At 64.6% G+C, this 17,909-nt stretch carries 15 protein-coding genes; 3 read left to right on the forward strand and 12 right to left on the reverse strand.

Annotation, left to right across the window (positions count from 1 at the left end; genetic code table 11):
* Positions 1–12: 12 nt before the first annotated feature.
* The 7 genes from AC3WLP_RS00170 to AC3WLP_RS00200 all read right to left on the reverse strand — a co-directional run bounded on the left by AC3WLP_RS00170 (position 13) and on the right by AC3WLP_RS00200 (position 8,306).
* Positions 13–1,173 (reverse strand): acyl-CoA dehydrogenase family protein, encoded by a 1,161-nt coding sequence (locus AC3WLP_RS00170; protein ID WP_003256129.1) that lies wholly within the window; start codon positions 1,171–1,173, stop codon positions 13–15.
* A 33-nt stretch (positions 1,174–1,206) separates the two neighbouring features.
* Complete coding sequence (locus AC3WLP_RS00175) at positions 1,207–2,001, reverse strand: enoyl-CoA hydratase/isomerase family protein (RefSeq protein ID WP_004576437.1); 795 nt, start codon at positions 1,999–2,001, stop codon at positions 1,207–1,209.
* Between the two features lie 238 nt (positions 2,002–2,239).
* Positions 2,240–3,646: an amino acid permease gene (locus tag AC3WLP_RS00180; RefSeq protein WP_003256132.1), complete on the reverse strand. Its 1,407-nt coding sequence runs from the start codon at positions 3,644–3,646 to the stop codon at positions 2,240–2,242.
* A gap of 196 nt (positions 3,647–3,842) precedes the next feature.
* Positions 3,843–6,095 (reverse strand): ATP-binding protein, encoded by a 2,253-nt coding sequence (locus AC3WLP_RS00185; protein WP_088512331.1) that lies wholly within the window; start codon positions 6,093–6,095, stop codon positions 3,843–3,845.
* Positions 6,092–6,874: a substrate-binding periplasmic protein gene (locus tag AC3WLP_RS00190; RefSeq protein WP_088512332.1), complete on the reverse strand. Its 783-nt coding sequence runs from the start codon at positions 6,872–6,874 to the stop codon at positions 6,092–6,094. The genes AC3WLP_RS00185 and AC3WLP_RS00190 overlap by 4 nt, the downstream gene beginning before the upstream one ends.
* Entirely contained in the window at positions 6,871–7,587 is a 717-nt protein-coding gene (locus AC3WLP_RS00195; protein ID WP_003256139.1) for a response regulator, read from the reverse strand. The genes AC3WLP_RS00190 and AC3WLP_RS00195 overlap by 4 nt, the downstream gene beginning before the upstream one ends.
* A 74-nt stretch (positions 7,588–7,661) precedes the next feature.
* The gene (locus AC3WLP_RS00200; protein ID WP_088512333.1) at positions 7,662–8,306 is read right to left on the reverse strand and encodes a TetR family transcriptional regulator C-terminal domain-containing protein; all 645 of its coding nucleotides are present in this window, start codon (positions 8,304–8,306) and stop codon (positions 7,662–7,664) included.
* 116 nt (positions 8,307–8,422) lie between these two features.
* Here AC3WLP_RS00200 and AC3WLP_RS00205 point away from each other — a divergent pair, with 116 nt between their 5' ends.
* Positions 8,423–9,169 carry an enoyl-CoA hydratase-related protein gene (locus AC3WLP_RS00205; protein WP_003256141.1) on the forward strand — a complete coding sequence of 249 codons (747 nt, stop codon included), beginning with the start codon at positions 8,423–8,425 and terminating at the stop codon, positions 9,167–9,169.
* A gap of 53 nt (positions 9,170–9,222) precedes the next feature.
* Here the strand turns inward: AC3WLP_RS00205 and AC3WLP_RS00210 are convergent, their stop codons facing one another.
* From AC3WLP_RS00210 to AC3WLP_RS00220, 3 genes are read right to left on the reverse strand one after another with little or no spacing between them, the layout of a single operon-like run.
* Complete coding sequence (locus tag AC3WLP_RS00210; protein ID WP_088512334.1) at positions 9,223–10,278, reverse strand: lipocalin-like domain-containing protein; 1,056 nt, start codon at positions 10,276–10,278, stop codon at positions 9,223–9,225.
* Positions 10,268–12,727, reverse strand: a complete 2,460-nt coding sequence (locus tag AC3WLP_RS00215; protein WP_088512335.1) for an ABC transporter permease — start codon at positions 12,725–12,727, stop codon at positions 10,268–10,270. The genes AC3WLP_RS00210 and AC3WLP_RS00215 overlap by 11 nt, the downstream gene beginning before the upstream one ends.
* Positions 12,727–13,392 (reverse strand): ABC transporter ATP-binding protein, encoded by a 666-nt coding sequence (locus AC3WLP_RS00220; RefSeq protein ID WP_012051967.1) that lies wholly within the window; start codon positions 13,390–13,392, stop codon positions 12,727–12,729. Before AC3WLP_RS00220 ends, AC3WLP_RS00215 begins: the two co-directional genes overlap by 1 nt.
* 281 nt (positions 13,393–13,673) lie before the next feature.
* On the opposite strand from AC3WLP_RS00220, the gene AC3WLP_RS00225 reads away from it, so the two are divergent.
* The gene (locus AC3WLP_RS00225; RefSeq protein WP_012051966.1) at positions 13,674–14,741 is read left to right on the forward strand and encodes a Rieske 2Fe-2S domain-containing protein; all 1,068 of its coding nucleotides are present in this window, start codon (positions 13,674–13,676) and stop codon (positions 14,739–14,741) included.
* Positions 14,742–14,753: 12 nt separating this feature from the next.
* On the forward strand, positions 14,754–15,704 hold the full coding sequence (locus AC3WLP_RS00230) for a PDR/VanB family oxidoreductase (protein WP_088512336.1): 951 nt from the start codon (positions 14,754–14,756) through the stop codon (positions 15,702–15,704).
* A 6-nt stretch (positions 15,705–15,710) separates the two neighbouring features.
* Here AC3WLP_RS00230 and AC3WLP_RS00235 read toward each other — a convergent pair whose 3' ends face one another.
* Together AC3WLP_RS00235 and AC3WLP_RS00240 are read right to left on the reverse strand one after the other, a co-directional pair.
* Positions 15,711–16,424, reverse strand: a complete 714-nt coding sequence (locus AC3WLP_RS00235) for a GntR family transcriptional regulator (protein ID WP_003256147.1) — start codon at positions 16,422–16,424, stop codon at positions 15,711–15,713.
* A gap of 145 nt (positions 16,425–16,569) precedes the next feature.
* Complete coding sequence (locus AC3WLP_RS00240; RefSeq protein ID WP_088512337.1) at positions 16,570–17,823, reverse strand: OprD family porin; 1,254 nt, start codon at positions 17,821–17,823, stop codon at positions 16,570–16,572.
* Positions 17,824–17,909 lie beyond the last annotated feature (86 nt).

Consider the following 17,909-nt stretch of genomic DNA (forward strand, 5'->3'; position numbering starts at 1 on the left):
TTCTCCTGGCGCTCAGCGCAGCAGCGGGCGCAGCAGTTCGCGGGCGATGATGTGCCGCTGGATTTCCGAAGTACCCTCCCAGATGCGCTCGATACGCGCGTTGCGCCAAATGCGCTCAACCGGCCCTTCATCCATCAGGCCCATGCCACCGAAGATCTGAACGGCTTCGTCGGCGACCTTGCCCAGCACTTCGCTGGCAAACAGCTTGGCCATGCCGGCTTCACCGTCGGTCATGTTGCCCTGGTCCATCTTCCAGGCGGTGTGCAGGGTGAGCATCTCCGCGGCGCGGATCTGCGTGGCCATGTCGGCCAGCTTGAACGACACCCCCTGGTAACTGCCGATGGCCTGGCCGAACTGCTTGCGGTCGGCGGCCCATTGCAGTGACAGGTCGAGGGCGCGCTGGGCCTGGCCCACGCAGTTGGCGGCGACCATCACCCGGCCGGCGGTAAGCCAGGCATTGGCCACTTCCCAACCTTTGCCCACTTCGCCCAGCACCTTGCTGGCCGGCACCCGGCAGTCGTCGAAGAACAGCTCGTAGGTGTGATAACCACGGTTGCTCACGCACTTGGGACCACGGCGGATGGTCATGCCCGGCGTACCCCGGTCGACCAGCAAGGCGGTGACCGCATTGCGCTTGCGCCCGTTGTGCTCGTAGGTGTCGGTGACCGCGAAGACGATGGCAAAATCGGCGTGGCCGGCGTGGCTGATGAAGTGCTTGCTGCCGTTGATGACAAAGTCATCGCCCTGGCGCACGGCGCGGGTCTTGATGGCGTTGGCATCGGAACCGGCACCCGGTTCGGTGAGGGCAAAGCAGTCGGTTTTCTCGCCCTGCACACAAGGCAGCAAGTAGTCGTTGATCTGCTCGTCCTTGCAGGCCATGAGGATTTTCGACGGCCGTGCAACGAAGACATGCAGCGCCCAGGACACCTTGGACAGCTCACGTTCGATCAGCGCCTGGGACAGGTAGTCCAGGCCGCCCCCTCCCACTTCCTCGGGCATGTTGAAGGCATAGAAGCCGGCAGCGATGGCTTTGCCACGGATCTGCGCGGCCAGTTCGGGTGACACAGCGTCGGCGCGGTCCACCGCTTCCTCATGGGGCAGCAGCTCCTTGGCAACAAAGCTACGTACCGCTTCCACCAACATTTCTTGTTCTTGGGTCAGTTGGAAATTCATCTGCGAAGGTCCTGATGAGGGTCGGGTATCGGATTACTGGCCGGTAAAACGGGGGGCGCGGCGTTCAACCGAGGCTTGCAGGGCCTCGGCGCCATCCTGGCTGCGGCCGCACAGCAGGCCGGCGTGGCGCTCGGCCTCCAGCTGCTCGGCGAGGGTGCGCCGGGCGCCGTCGCGGATCAGCTGCTTGGTCTGCGCATAGGCGAACGTCGGGCCATTGGCCAGGCGCCCGGCCAACTCGGCCGCCACGGCGGGCAGTTGCTCGTCGGCGCAGACTTCGCTGACCAGCCCAGCCGCCAGGGCACGCTCGGCGCCCCACAGTTCATCGAGGAACAACAAGCGCTTGGCCTGCTCGCTGCCGATCAGCCGTGGCAGGTGCCAGCTGGCGCCGGCATCGGGGCTGTAGCCCATGCTGGTGTAGCCGGCCTTGAAGCGCGCCGAGGCGGCGGCGATGCGCAGATCGCAGCACAGGCTAAGGTCCATGCCACCGCCCACGGCGGTGCCGTTGATGGCGGCGATGGTGGGTTTGTCGAGGCTGTGCAGGCGCAACATCAGGGCATGGGCAGTTTCGGTCCAGCCATAGCTTTCCAGGGTGCCGGCAGCTTCGGCGGCAGCCCATTCGGCCAGGTCGGCGCCAGCGCAGAAGCTGCGGCCGCTGCCGGTCAGCACCACCACGCGTACGGCGGGGTCGTCGGCATGGCTGTCGAGCAAGGCGTGCAGTTGCTTGAGGGTGGGAATGTCCAGCGCGTTGCGCTGCTCGGGGCGGTTGAGGGTGATCCAGGCAACGCCAGCTTCGACCTTGCTCAACAGTGGCGACGACGGGGTAGTCATGGGGGCCTCGGTGTTGTTGTGATGGTTTTGGAGGGCTTGACGAGGAAGATACTAAACGAGTGTTCAACAAGACGGGATGGGCTGTTACAACTTCGCACAACTCGGTGTTTGGCGTTACACAAGGGCGTTCGTCGTGACGGCTTTATGGCCTGTGAGATCGCGCGCCGCGCGGGCGGTGCTCGATCTCACAGGTGCTGAACATGCAGCGATTGACACCCGCCGGCGACGAGCTGCGGTGTCAAACCCCTGGTGCGCTGGGTGCGAAGGCCCCCTGCCGGCGGCGGTTGACGAAGAAGTACGCCGCATAGCACAGGGCAATGAAGCCAAAGCCCCAGTACAGCGACGGTCGTTGGGTTTCATCCAGCGCCAGGAACACGAACAGCGAGCTGCACAGGGTGATGCACAGCAGCGGCACCAGCGGGTACAGCGGCGCCTTGTACTTCAGGTCCTGCAGTTGCCCGCCGTCGCGCAGCCAGGCCTTGCGGAAGCGGTACTGCGCCAGGGCGATGACGATCCAGGTCACGGTGCCGGACATACCGCTTACCGCCATCAGCACCATGAACAGCGTGTCAGCCGCAACGAAGCTGGTCATCAGCGAAATCAGCGCAAAGCACAGGGTGATGCTCAGCGCCCGCAGCGGCACGCCACGCTTGCTCAGCGGCGACAGGCTTTTCGGTGCCATGCCAGTCTTGGACATGGCCCAGAGGATGCGCGTGGAGGCATACAACCCAGAGTTACCCACCGAGAGGATGGCCGTGAGGATGACGAAGTTCATCAAGTCGGCGGCGTAAGGGATGCCGACCATGTCGAACACCTGCACGAACGGGCTTTCCATCAGCCCGGCCTGCTCGTGCGGCACAATGGCCGACAGCACGGCAATCGCCAGCACATAGAAGATCAGCACGCGGAACACCACATTGCGCACCGCCCGCGGGATGCTTTTTTCCGGGTGCTCGGTCTCACCAGCCGCCACCCCCATGATTTCGCAACCCTGGAAGGCATAGACCACGGTCATCATCACCGCGAACACTGCCGACAGGCCGTGGGGGAACAGCGACTCGCCCACCAGGTTGTTCAGCATCGGTGCGGGTGCCCCGCTGCTCAGGGGGATGGCACCGAAGATCACCAGCAGGCCAATGACGATGAAGCCGAGGATGGTTGCCACCTTGATGCCCGAGAACCAGTACTCGGCCTCGCCAAAGGCACGCGTGGCCAGGGCGTTGAGGCCGAACAGCACCACCACGAACAGCGCCGACCAGTACCAGATCGGCACCTCCGGGAACCAGCGGGTCATCAACATGCCGGCAGCGGTGAACTCCAGGCCTACGGTGGTGGCCCAGCTCATCCAGTACACCCAGCCGATCATGAACCCGGTGGCCGGGCCAATGTACTTGGTGGCGTGGGCCTGGAACGAACCGGACACCGGCATCTGCACCGACAGCTCGCCCAGGCAGACCATCACCAGGTACATCAGCAAGCCCGCGACCAGGTAAGCCAGGATCGCGCCCACCGGCCCACCCTGATTGATGGTTACGCCCGAGCCCATGAACAGGCCGGTTCCAATAACCCCACCCAGCGACAGCATGAAGATGTGTCGGCTTTTCAGGGCGCGGGTGAGCTGGATCTTTTCAACGTTGTCAGTCATGGCGCACCTCACCATTGCGGCAGGTACGTTTGGCGATGCGAACGAGGGGCTGAGCGCTACGGCATGTCATTATTCTTGTCTCCAATAAGCCTCATGGACCGTGTGCAACACGGTTGCCATGGATTATTGGAAACGGATGTAAGGCGCCGTTGTACGAACGGATCGAAGATGTAAAAAGTCGTAAGCTTTTTGTACGTCAGCTCTGAATCAGCTGTTCCAGGGTCGCACGGGCCTGGCCGAGCTGGCTTGCCAGTGGCTCGGCCAGTGCATTCAGCGCCTGCCCATCATGCTGGCGGGCTGCGTCTTCCAGGCGTCGCAACAGCGCAGCCAGGCCAGAAAAACCCAGGGAGTCGCAACTGCCGGCCAGGCGATGGGCCAGGTGCAGCACCTCGGTAAAGTCCTGGGCCGGCAGCGCCTCGGCCAACGCCGTGGCGTGCTGCTCCAGTGACTGGCGCAACACATTCAGCAGGCCCTGCAGCTTCTGCTCGCCCAGCAGCGAGCGGTGGGTGGCCAGCAGCGACCAGTCCATGTTTGCGTCAATACCGGCCTCTTCGGTCGGCGTTGCGTCGGCCAGCGCCTGGCGCAGGTTGGCCAGTCGCAGGGGCTTGGCCAGCACACCTTGCATGCCGGCTTCCAGGTAATCCGACAGTTGCCCCGGTTGCACGCCAGCGGTCAGCGCCACTATCCGGCTGTGGTGGTTAGGCCCGGGGGTGGCGCGAAGCTGCCGGCACAGTTCCACCCCGCTCATGCCGGGCAGGTGAACGTCCAGCAGGATCAGGTCGAAGCGCCGCTGTGCGCACAACTGCAGGGCCTGCCCGGCATCCTCGGCAAAGCTCACCCGGTGGCCATCGCGCACCAGCAGGCCGCTCGCCACCTCACGGTTCAGCGCGACGTCCTCGACCACCAGGATATCCAGGCTGGCGCTGACCGACTGGGCCGGGGTATTGGCCGCAACCGGCTGCCCAAGGGCGATGTCGAGTTCGAACCAGAAGCAGCTGCCCTGCCCTTGTACACTGTCCAGGCCAATGCAGCCCCCCAGCTTTTCCACCAGGTGCTTGCAGATCGCCAGTCCCAGACCGGTGCCGCCGTAGCGGCGTGCCACGGCCTCGCTGGCCTGGACGAAGCGGTCGAAGATTTTTGCCTGTACGGCCGGCTCGATGCCGATGCCATTGTCACTGACCGACACCCGCAGGCGCTGCGTGGTCGCCTCGCTGACCAGCACCTGCACCTTGAGCCGCACCTGGCCGTGCTCGGTGAATTTGATGGCATTGGCCAGCAGGTTGCTGAGCACCTGACGCAGGTACTGCTCGGCGCCGTGCTGGTAACCGGCTAATTGCTCATCAATCTCCAGATGCAGTGTGTCGCCGTTGTCCGCGGCCGTGGGTTCGAGCAGCGCCAGCACTTCCTGGCACAACTGGCGCAGCGAAAAGCCGACCAGCTCGGCGCGGCTCTCACCTTCTTCGAGCCGGGCGAAATACAGCACTTCGTTGAGAATCGCCAACAGCCCCTCGCCGGCCTTGTACAAGGCTTCCAGGCGCTGACGGTCGGCCGCTTCCAGCCGGCCACCGCGTAGCAGCTCGGCCATACCCAGGATGCCGTTGAGCGGGGTGCGCAGTTCGTGGCTCATGGTCGCCAGGAAGCGTGACTTGGCCAGGTTGGCGGCCTCGGCGTCATCCTTGGCCCGGGCCAGGCTGGCGGTACGTCGTTCGACCATGGCCTGCAGTTCGTCGCGCTTGTCTTGCAACGCCAGGCGGTCACGCTCGCGGCGTTCAATGTCGCTGAGGATGGCGCGGCGCATATCGTCCAGGGCATTGGCCACCGTGTCGATCTCGTCAGGGCGCGATGAACGGCGGCGCCCCAGGCGCAACGGTTCCTGCCATTGGCCGGCGCCAATACGCCGGGCGAACTCGGCCATCACTTGCAGATGGCGGGTGACCAGGCGATAGAACAGCCCCGACAGCGCCACTGCCAGGCCACACAAGAACACGCCCATCCACAGCAGGCTGGCAAGGCCGGTGGCATACAACCGATGGTGCACCGCACCCAAGTCGATACTCACTTCAAGCTCACCCAGGTGCCTGGCGGGGCCCGAGGGGGGCTGATAATCCAAAGGGAAGCGCTCGATGCGCAGCGGCCCCTTGGGTTCGGCCTCCCCTCGCAGCAGTTGAAAGTCGTCGCTAACCAAGCGCACCCGGGCCACGTCGGAAAAATCCACCAGGCCGCGCAATTGCGTATCCAGCTGCGCCTCGTCCAAGTCCCACAGGCTGCGCTCCAGGCTGGCGAGGTAGCCTGCGCGGATCAACACCATGCGCGCCTCGATGTCGCGCATCTCGCGGCGGTATTCGAAATACAGCTGCACGCTACTGGCCAGTACGGTAAAGCACAGGCTGAACAACAGGATGAACCGCAGCAGGCGGCGCAGCAGGCCATCGGTGTGCAGGCGAATCATCGGGCATCTGCCGGCAGGTTGATCATGTCGCGGTAGGTGACCTCGCTCTGCTCCAGCCAGCGCGCGATCTCGCCAGCCTGGTTCATGCGCCGCAACTGCGCGTCGATTTCGTCCATGTGCTGGCTCAGGGGTGATTGCCGCGATACGGCTACCCGCAGGTAGTCCACGCTCAGCGCGCTGGGCAATACGCGGATGTCCTGCGCGCCGGGCAGGTGCTCGATGAACAGTTGGCCGGTGCGCCGCTCCTGGATCACATAGTCGATGCGCCCGCGGATCAGCTTGCCGAAATTCTGCTGGCTGGAAGACACCCGCTCGATGTTCTGGTGGCGGGCGACGAAGCGGTCGAACTCGGCGCCGTAGCTTTCGCCGTACAACAGGCCGCCGCGGTAAACCGCCAGGTCCTCCAGCTGCTGGAACTGCACCGGTCGCTTGCGGTTGTAGAACACGGCCACTTCCTCGCGCACCACCGGCTCCGTGGAAAAACGCATGCGCTGGTCACGCTGGTCGCTGTTGTAGGCCAGGACCACGTCCACCCGCCCGGCGGCGGCGTCCATCAGGCAGCGCTTCCAGTTGCCCAGCACCACGGTTTGCACCTCGTAGCCCATGCGCGCGAACAGTTCGCGCACCACGGTTGGGGCCAGGCCGCGCACCTGGTGGCCGTCGCTCCAGGAAATGGGCGGGTACACGGGGTAGTCACAGTAACGCACGGGTTCACCGGCACTGGCGTGCAGGGTGGGCCACGTCAAGGCCAGCGCCAATCGCCAGGCGCGAGGAATCATGCTGCCACGCTGGCGGTGAACAGGTAGCCGGTGCCGTGAATGGTGATGATCAACTGCGGTTCGGCCGGGTCGTCATGCAGCTTGCGCCGCAGGCGGCCGACCAGCACGTCGATGGAGCGGTCGTTGGGCACCCACTCGCGGTTGCGAATCTGGTCCATCAACTGGTCGCGGCTGAGGGTGTGGCCGCTGTTGCGCAGGAACACGCTGAGCAACTGGAACTCGCCGTGGGTCAACAGGGTTTGCCCGCCACGGGCGTCGATCAGGCGCCGGCGGTCGGTATCCAGCGCCCAGTCGGCGAACTGCTTCAGCGATTGCGCGCAGGCCGGGGCGGGGTGCGCCTCGCGGGCATGGCGCACGCGGCGGATCAGGTTTTTCGCCCGGGACACCAGCTCGCGGGGGTTGAGTGGTTTGATCACGTAGTCATCTGCACCGCACTCCAGGCCAACGATGCGGTCTATGTCGTCATTGCGCCCGGTGACGAGGATGATGCCAACCTCCGAGCGCACCCGCAGTTCGCGGGTCAGGGTGAGACCGTCCTTGCCGGGCAGGCGGATGTCCAGCAGCACCAGGTCGACATCCTGGCTGGCGAGCAGGGCTTCGGCCCTTTCCGCGGTGTCGGCGCAGTGTACGTCGTAGCCCTCCTGGGACAGGTAGGCCTGCAGCAAGTCACGAATAAGCGGATCGTCATCGACGATCAATACCCGAGGCGTCATTGCGTGTTGTCTCTTTTTTATTGGTGTTGTTCTACACACTCGCGACAGCAGCGTACTCGTTACTGAACAGGTGATCAACAGCCCGCGGACAGGCTGAAGCGCCTCCGGCCACCGGCCTGCAGGCCATCGACCCAGGCCTCGCAGATGATCACGCCCTGCTCGGGGGTGAAGGTGCCGGGGTTCAGGCCCGACTCCAGCCACAGGCCGTCGAGCAAGGCGCTCAGGCTGATGGCCGCCAGGTCGGCATCGAAGCCCTGCCAGCCCTTCTCTTCGGCCAGTCTGGCCAGCAGCTGGCCAAGTTCGTTGCGGTACTCGCCGTAGGAGTGGTCGTGCACCTGGTTGATCGCGTCGGCGGTCTTCACCGCGCCCCAGAAGGCCAGCCAGGCATCGAGCAATTGCGGGTCGAGCAGCTCGGCGCAGAACGAGGCACGGAAGAACGCCGACAACCGCTCGCGGGCATTGGGCGCAGCTTGGGCCATGGCCTCGCGCAACAAACCCATCACCCGACCGGTGACGGCCATGTAAGCCTCTGCCACCAGTTCGTCCTTGCCCGCGTAATGGTGGCTGATCAGCCCGACCGAGACCCCGGCCTCAGCCGAGATCTTGCGGATCGAAGCCCCTTGGAAACCATGGCGTTTGAGGCACACCAGGGTCGCCTCGACCAGGTTGGCTTTGCGCAGTTCCGGCAGCATGCGGTGGTAGCGGGCTTCCTGAGTCATCGGTGGGTCTCTGGTTAGGGGCTGGACTGAACGACTGTACAACAAGCCGGACTGCGTGATAAACCCTAAGCGCCACTGCCCGGCAGGGCCCCCTCACAACAACAAAAGCGGCTGCCATGAACGACCTGATCACACGCGAGCTGGACCAGGGCCTGCTGACCCTGGCCTTCAACCGCCCCGACAAGCTCAATGCCCTGAACACTGCCATGTACCAGCTGCTGGGCGACCTGTTGCTGGCGGCAGGTGAAGACCCCGCTGTCGATGCCATCATCATCACCGGTGGGCCGCACTGCTTCAGCGCTGGCAACGACCTTCGCGACTTCCTCGACAACCCGCCCAGCGACCTGGACAGCCCGGTGTTCCGCCTGATGCGGGTGGTCATGGGCCTGGACAAGCCGCTGATCGCAGCGGTCAGTGGTGCGGCGATCGGCATCGGGGCCACCCTGTTGCTGCACTGCGACCAGGTGCTGGTCAGCCGCTCGACCAAGCTGCGCATGCCTTTCGCGCCGCTGGGTGTGTGCCCGGAGTTTGGTTCCAGCCTGCTGTTGCCGCGTGTGCTTGGCCAGGCCCGGGCGGCACGCTTGCTGCTGACCAATGCATTGCTGGATGGCGAACAGATGCTGGCCTGGGGGCTGGCCAATGAGCTGCATGAAAACGGCGAACAGTGCCTGGACGCTGCCCGCACGCTGGCGCGGCAGCTGCAAGGCTACCCGCAGGCTGCACTGCGGATCAGCAAGCGGCTGCTCAAGGACAGCCAGCGGGCGGAGCTGGAGGCCACGGTGGCGCGGGAAAGCCGACTGTTCATCGAGTGCTTGCGTACTGAAGAAGCGCGGGCAGTGCTGCGAGGGCTGATCAAGGGTTGAAGGGGCTGGCGCGATCTTCATGGGCGCAACTGTCTTGCGCAAACGTTGCTGCACTAGTACCCGGTCATCTCCAGATACCCGCGCCCGCCCGCACTCCCGTTCAAGCGTACCGGCCCTTCCCAATACGGGAACCGTGTCTGCATCCACGCCTGCGGCTCAACGGCATCGACCTGCACATCCACCCCATGCTCCGGCACTTGCACCCGCCAACGCGTGGGCACCTGCTTGCCGTTTTTCTGCGCAGACCAGGCCAGCGCCTGCAGGCGGATCTGTGCGGCGTCCAGCGCCACCACCTCCCCCTGTGGCCCTACCCAGGTCCCGGCGCGATACGGTTCCCCGTGGGCCTCCCGTACCTGGAACAGCATCAGCTTGGCGCCACTGTCCAGGTGCAGGGAAAACCAGTCCCAGCCGGTCTGCCCGGGCGCCAGCGGCTGACTGCTCCATTCCCGGTCCAGCCAGGCCTGCCCGGTAACCGCGATGCACAGGCTGCCACGCTGGACCTGCCCCTGGACCTGGTAGAACGGCTGGCTGTAATAGTACGAAGCCTGGCCCTTGCCTGATTTTTCGCTGTAGCCCTGCTCACCATGCAGCACCAAGGGAAGATCGCTGTGCAACTGCAAGTCATAGCGAAAACCTTCGCCACTTGCGACCATCTGCAGGTCTTCAATGCCGCCCCGGCCCTGTAACACCCAGTCATTGATCCATGCGCGAAACGGCTGGGCCTGCGCGCCGGCCTGGCCGACACCACCCCGCGCCAGGGTTTCAGCAGACTGATGGCCACCCGGCCCGGTCAGTGCTGCATGCCCCATCCACAGGTTCGGGCTGTTCCAGCCGGTGGTCTCCGGGCCGGGGCGCAGGGCCGAGCGGAACAGTGTCCACTGGGCGCCCCAATCTCGGCCCTGGGTGTCCTTGAGGTTAGCGGTGACATACCACCACTCGATACGAAAGCCGTCGTGGGGACCGTGGTCATGCGGGAAGACCAGACGATGATCGCGGGTCACCTGGCTAAACTCGCCAGCCTGCTGCCCGAGCCCGGCATAGCTCTGCGGTGCTGGCTGATCACAGCCGCACAACAACCCGCTCAGCAACAGCAACGCATTAAGCTTCATCGGCCAACGGCCTCAACAGTTCGCGCGGCTGGCGGCGCGCCAGCTGCCACAGCGGCCAGGCACAGGCGATCAGGCTGGTGAGCATGCCCAGCACGGTCAGCTGCAGCAGTTGCATGGGGAACACATACAGCGGTAAACGCCAGCCGAATGCCTGCACGTTCACCACCGCGACCAGACACCAGGCCAGCAGCAACCCAAGCGGGATTGCCAGCAGCACGGTGAAGCTGCTTAGCATGAGTGTCTGCCCCAGGCTCAGCCAGACCAGTTGCATGCGCCGCACCCCCAGCGCCCACAGCGGTGCCAACTGGCCCAGCCGGGCCTGGCCCAGGGTCAGCAGGTTGATGAACAACGCCACACCAGCCACGCCAAGGGTAAGGCTGTTGAGGGCTGCGGTGGCGGCAAAGGTGCGGTTGAAGACGTCGGTTGACCAGCGTTTCAGGCGCGCCTGCTCGACCACCCGGCTGTCATCCAGGGCAAAGTGCTGTTGCAGCGCGGCCTTGAGCGATGCCACCCCTTCAGCGCTCAGGTCGACACTCAAGCCGGCCAGGGTTGCCTGTGGCCAGTGGGCGCGCAACCAGCCGGCATTGACCAATACATGCCCCTTGGGGTTGCCGTAATCGGCGTAGATCCCGACCACGGGCAAGGCTGGCGTGTCTGCGGGCAGCTGCAGGCTGTCGCCCAGTTGCAGGTTCAGGCGCCTGGCCAACTGCTCACTGAGCATCACGGCTTGTCCACTGGCCAGTCGCTGCCAGGCGCGCGAATGCTGTTCCAGTAATGGCCAGCGCGCTCCATAGGCGGGGTGATCGACAATGCCCTGCACTTGCACCGGCCAACCTTGCAGCTGCATGTCTGCACGCCAGCCGGGCAGGACCACGCTGGCCACAGGTTGCTGCTTGAGCCACTCGACTATCTGCAAGCCTTGGGCCGTGTCCTGCGGGGTGACATACAGGTCGGCAGAGAGGCGCAGGTCAAGCCAACCGACAAACGTCTTGCGAAAACCCTCGGTCATGCTGCCCACGCCAACACTGGCAGCCAGCGCCAGCAAGAGGGCGACCAACGCCAGGCTCAAGGCTGGCAGCTGCTGGCGGCTGTCAGCCACGAACCATTGCGCCAATGGCCGGTGGCAACGACACGCCAGCCACGCCAGTACCCGATCGAGCAAGGCCGGCAACAGCAGCGCCGCCGCCAGCAACAACCCTGCCAGCATGCCGAACGCGCTAAGCAGGCCAGCCCCGAAGACACCACAGCCCAAGGCCAGCAACAGCAGCAGGCCCGCTAGCAAAGCCTGCCGTTGCAACCATGGCCCCTGCGCCAGTCGCCAGGCCTGGGGTTGCGCCAGCGCCAGCAAAGGCAACCGGGCAGCACGCATTACACTCTCCAGCCCGGCCAGCAATGCCCCGAGTACACTTACCAGCACACCCAGCAGCCACCACCCCGCCGGCAGGCTCAACGTGCCGGCGACCTGGGCGCCATACAGACCACGCAGGCTGGCGGCCACGTCGGGCAACAGCCACGCGGCCAATGCGTAACCACTGGCCACCCCGGCCAGCCCACCCACTGCCGCGAACAGGCCCAGCTCCAGCACCAGGGCACCCAGCAGGGTCTTCAGGCTGATGCCGCACGCGCGCAGGTTGCGGATCAGCCCACGGCGCTGCTCCAGCGCCAGACCGATCGCGGCGTGGGCGATGAACAAGCCGACAACGAACGCCAGCAGGCCGAGGGCGGTCAGGTTGAGGTGGAAACTGTCGGTGAGGCGCTGCAAGCCGCCATCGTCCTGCCGCGGCTGCAGTTCAAGGTGGCGGGCAATATCCGCAGGCAACGGCCCGGGCGTATCAGCCAGCAGCAGACGAGACAACTGCCCCGGTGCGTTCAGCAACGCCTGCGCGTGGCCGATGTCCACCACGATGACCCCGGGTGCCAACGCAGGCTGCAAAACCATAGGCGGCAGCAACTGCCCTTCACTGTCGCGGGTCGGCTGCCCGGGGCTTGTGTTCAGTTGACGCAAGGTGTCTGGCCCAACCCAGGCTTGCCCGGGCGAGCCGATGAACGCTTGCAGGTCGAATGCCTGCACCTGCACCCCGGCAATGCTGCTGGCAGGCGGCAGGCTCAACGGCTCGATGCCGATCAGTCGCACACTGCGTGCGGGCTCGCCCGGCAAGCGCAAGCGCCCTTCCAGCACCGGCGAAACAGCCCAGCCCTGCCTGCGCAGTTGCACGTACAACGCCTGATCGAAGCGCTCGCCATTGCGCGCGATCAGTTGCGCCTGCAGCGGCCCGGTCAATACCGCGCTGGCCCGGGCATAGTCGCTGCGTGCCTGGCTGTTCAATGCCTGCACACCGGTCCACAGCGCCGTGGCCAGCCACAGGCCAGTGAAGATGCTGAAGCACTGCACACGATGGCGCCGCCAGTGGCTGAGCAGCGCCAACAGGGCCAGCGACAAAAGCTTCATCAGCCCTGCTCGGGCCGCACACGGCCGGCCTGCAGGTAGCAACGGTGCTGCAAACGTGCCGCCAGCCGCGGGCTGTGGGTCACCATCAGTACCCCGCTGCCGGCTTCAGCGACCAACTGCAGCAACAAACTCAGCACCTCGTCACTGCTGGCTTCATCGAGGCTGCCGGTCGGTTCGTCAGCCAACAGCCAGGCCGGGCGCCCGGCAAGCGCACGGCCGATGGCGACCCGCTGCTGCTGGCCGCCAGACAGTTGTTCCGGGTAACGCTCAAGCAGGTCCGCCAGGCCCAGGCGCTGCGCCAGGTAAGCCGCCCACTGCGGGTCATGCCGCCCGGCGAGACGGGCCTGGAACGTAAGGTTCAGGCCCACGTCCAGGCTGCTGATCAGGTTGTACTGCTGAAACACCAGGCCAATCCCCTCCCGCCGCCACTGCGCCAGCGACGCTTCCGAACGGCCATCGAGCGGCACATCGTCGATCAGAATACGGCCGCTGTCCGCTCGGTCCAGGCCAGCCACCAGGTGCAGCAAAGTGCTCTTGCCGCTGCCCGACTCGCCCATCAGCGCCAGGCTGCTGCCCCGCGCCAGGCGCATGTCCACCCCCTGCAATATGGGAAGCGGGCCTTGGGGGGTGGGGAATGATTTGTAGAGTTGTTCGATGGCTAGCATCGAGTGGCCTTGATGGGTGGGGTGTCCCTTTAGGCATAGCAGGTTCGGCCAAGCCTGCTCCTGCACTGGCCGCTTTGATCGATCTCGCCGGTGCCTTCCTGTTCAGACGACGTGCTGCTGCGGCCGCCCCCTCGAATCGCAGGGGCGCCCATTCAATGGATCCACTAAAAACCGATAATCGCACAGAATCCGCATTCACAAAGCAAAATGCATTGACCATTCCCGCCAGTCGCAGCCTTAATGGATCCATTAAATAAAAACAAAACCCCGGAGAGCCTCCCATGTACCCTAAAAACACCTGGTACGTCGCCTGCACCCCCGACGAAATCGCCACCAAACCCCTGGGCCGGCAGATCTGCGGGGAAAAAATCGTGTTCTACCGCGCCCGAGAGAACCAAGTCGCCGCCGTCGAGGACTTCTGCCCGCACCGCGGCGCACCGTTGTCGTTGGGCTATGTCGAGGACGGCAACCTGGTGTGCGGCTACCACGGCCTGGTGATGGGTTGCGACGGCAAGACCGTGTCGATGCCGGGCCAACGGGTGCGTGGCTTCCCCTGCAACAAGACCTTTGCGGCCGTCGAGCGCTATGGCTTCATCTGGGTCTGGCCCGGTGACCAGGCGCAGGCCGACCCGGCGCTGATTCCGCATCTGGAATGGGCGGTGAATGATGAGTGGGCCTACGGCGGCGGGCTGTTCCACATCGGTTGCGACTACCGCCTGATGATCGACAACCTCATGGACCTCACCCATGAAACCTATGTGCACGCGTCCAGCATCGGCCAGAAGGAGATCGACGAGGCACCGCCGGTCACCACCGTCACCGGCGACGAAGTGGTCACCGCCCGGCACATGGAAAACATCATGGCGCCGCCGTTCTGGCGCATGGCCTTGCGTGGCAACGGCCTGGCCGACGATGTACCGGTGGACCGCTGGCAGATCTGCCGTTTCACCCCACCTAGCCATGTGCTGATCGAAGTGGGTGTAGCGCATGCCGGCAAGGGCGGCTACCACGCCGAGGCACAGCACAAGGCATCGAGCATCGTGGTCGACTTCATCACTCCGGAAAGCGATACCTCTATCTGGTACTTCTGGGGCATGGCACGCAATTTCGCTGCGCACGACCAGACCCTGACCGACAACATTCGTGAGGGCCAGGGCAAGATTTTCAGCGAAGACCTGGAAATGCTCGAACGTCAGCAGCAAAACCTGCTGGCCTACCCCGAGCGCAACTTGCTGAAGCTGAACATCGATGCCGGCGGCGTGCAGTCACGCAAAGTGCTGGAGCGGATCATCGCCAAAGAGCGGGCGCCGCAGCCGCAACTGATCGCCACCAGCGCCACTCCTGCCTGAGGAACAGCCGACATGATCGATGCCGTAGTGGTATCCCGTAACGATGAAGCGCAGGGTATCTGCAGCTTCGAGCTGGCAGCGGCAGATGGCAGCCTGCTGCCGGCGTTCAGCGCCGGCGCCCATATCGACGTGCACCTGCCCGACGGGCTGGTGCGCCAGTATTCGCTGTGCAACCACCCCGAAGAACGCCATCGCTATCTGATAGGCGTGCTCAACGACCCGGCTTCGCGGGGCGGCTCACGTAGCCTGCACGAGCAGGTGCAGGCCGGTGCCCGGCTGCGTATCAGTGCGCCGCGCAACCTGTTCCCGCTGGCCGAGGGGGCGCAGCGCAGTGTGCTGTTTGCCGGCGGCATCGGCATTACCCCAATCCTGTGCATGGCCGAGCAGCTGTCCCACTGCGGCCAGGCCTTCGAGTTGCACTACTGTGCCCGCTCCAGCGAGCGGGCGGCGTTTATCGAGCGGATTCGCAGCGCGCCGTTCGCTGATCGGCTGTTCGTGCATTTCGACGAGCAGCCGGAAACGGCGCTGGACATCGCCCAGGTGCTGGGCAACCCGCAAGCTGATGTGCACCTGTATGTATGCGGGCCCGGCGGGTTCATGCAGCATGTGCTGAACAGCGCGAAGGGGCTGGGCTGGCAGGAGGCCAACCTGCACCGCGAGTACTTCGCCGCAGCACCGGTGGATGCCAGCAATGATGGCAGTTTCTCGGTGCAGGTGGGCAGCACGGGCCAGGTGTTCGAGGTGCCAGCCGACCGGACCGTAGTGCAGGTGCTGGAAGAGAACGGTATCGAGATCGCCATGTCGTGCGAGCAGGGTATTTGCGGCACCTGCCTGACACGCGTGCTGCAGGGCACACCGGACCATCGCGATCTGTTTCTCACCGAAGAGGAACAGGCCCTGAACGATCAGTTCACACCCTGCTGCTCGCGCTCGAAGACGCCGCTGCTGGTGCTGGACATCTGACCCGGCTTACGACGAGGGCAGGATGACTTTCATGCCCGCGTCCGCCGCTGCCCCACCAAAGGTTTCGGCATAGCGCAAGGTGGCATTGGCGTGCTCGCGCATGATCGCTTCGGCGCGGGCACCCTGGCGGTTGACCAGGGCGTCGAACACGGCGTGGTGCTGCATATGGGCGAAGTTGAAACGCCGGTACTCGCGAGCCAGGTCATGGCGGTCCACCGCCAGTGCGGTGACCGAGGCGAATGGCAGGTGATCGTTGCGCGCCAAGGCAACGGCAATGGCCGGGTTGTGGCTGGCGTCGATGATCACCTGATGAAAGCGCATGTTCAGGTCGTGATAGACCTGCAAGTCGTCTTCGCTCACAAAGCCCTTGTCGAACAGCTGATCGCCGTCGACCAGGCATTGTTGCAACGCAGCGCGTGCTTGCACCGACAAGCCACGTTCTGCAGCCTGACGCGCCGCCAACCCCTCCAGCACACCGCGCACCTCGACCGCACCCGCGATGTCATCGGCGCTGACCGAACGCACCTGAAACCCCCGGCCACCAAAGCGCACCAGCAGGCCTTCCTGTTCGAGGGTGCGGAATGCCATGCGCACCGGCATGCGTGAAACGCCGAACAGTTCGGCGGTTGGGACTTCCATCAAGCGCTCGCCGGCCGCCAGCTCGCCCGAAGCGATCATCTTGCGCAACGCAACCAGCACCATTTGACCGGGTTTGCTCATCCAGGCGACTTCCAAAGACATGAGCGGGCATCTTAGCGCAAGCCGTGGGGTTGCTGCTGACCTGTTGTAGGAGCGGGTTTACCCGCGAAGCAGGCAACACGGAACATGGCACCGGCTGCGCCGGTGTTCGCGGCTGAACCCGTTCCTACAAGGTCAGCGGGTAGCTGACGATCAGTCGCGTCTGGTCGAAATCGCTGTTGAAGCTGCGCCGGTTGGTCGCGTTGTTCAGCCGGATGTTGAGGTTCTTCAAAAACCCGCTCTGGAAGGTGTAGTTCACCTCGGTATCGCGCTCCCACTCCTTGCCATTGCTGCCCGCCGCCGTGGTGGCGTTCTCGCCATGCCCGTACCGCACCATGGCCAGCAGCCCTGGCACACCGAGCGCGGCAAAGTTGTAGTCATAACGCACTTGCCACGAACGCTCGTCAGCATTGCTGAAGTTGCCGTTGAACATGTCGTTGCCCAGGGTTCGCCCACTGCTGCCGTACACCGACATCCACTGACTGTCGCCACTGACCTTCTGCAACCCCAGGTACAGCGTGTGGCCACTGTGCGAAGCTGACAACAAGGCGTAGCCGGTGCGGCTCTGGATGTCGCCGATACGCGCCTGCCCGTCATCCCGGTCGATGAAGTAGCCAAGGTTGGCCCCCAACGTCCACTCCCCTACCCGCTGACTGTGCAGCAGGTTGAAGTAGCTTTGCTGGTAGATGTCCTCCAACTGCGAGTGCCAGGCGCCGATCAGTGTTCGCTGCTGGTTGAAGCGGTACTCGGCGCCGGCGTAGTTGAAGCCGTCCGAGGTGACCCCGGGCGCGGCCCAGGCAGACAGGTCCTGCATGTCCGAAGAGTGGCGCAGGCTCACCTCGCGGTACTGGCCGGCCTGCAGGCTCAGGCCTTCGATTTCCCGCGAGTCGAGCATGGCACCACGGAAGGTCTGCGGCAGCAGGCGGCCATCGTCGTAACGCAACAGCGGAATATCCGGCAACAACTCCCCCACCTTCAGCTCAGTCGCGGACATACGCAGCTTCGCCGCCAGCCCGGCCCGACCGTAGTCGTCGGCCGCCCGCCCGTCATCGTGCACCGGCAACAGTTCTGAGCCGCTGGTACCGCCGCCGCTGTCCAGCTTCACGCCGAACAGGGCGATACCGTCCAGGCCAAAACCGATCAGCCCCGGGGTGTAGCCAGAGCTGAACTTGAAGATGAAACCCTGGGCCCATTCTTCAACCTTGCCCTTGGCGGCCCCCGGGTCGCGGAAATCGCGGTTGAAGTAGTAGTTGCGCAGTGTCAGCCCACCCTTGGCATCTTCAAAGAAGCCCCCCTCTTGCGCCCAGGCCGGCAAACCAAGGCCAAACGCCAACGAAACTGCCAGGGCCGAACGGGCCAGCGTGCAAGTTGTGTCCATCATTATTATTGTTCTCCGCGTTCAATAGGCGCAGCAGACCGCCCCAGGCCAGCATGACCCGGAGCAGTAAGTTGCATTCAGATACCCGG

The sequence above is a fragment of the Pseudomonas sp. FW305-E2 genome (genome assembly GCF_058782925.1).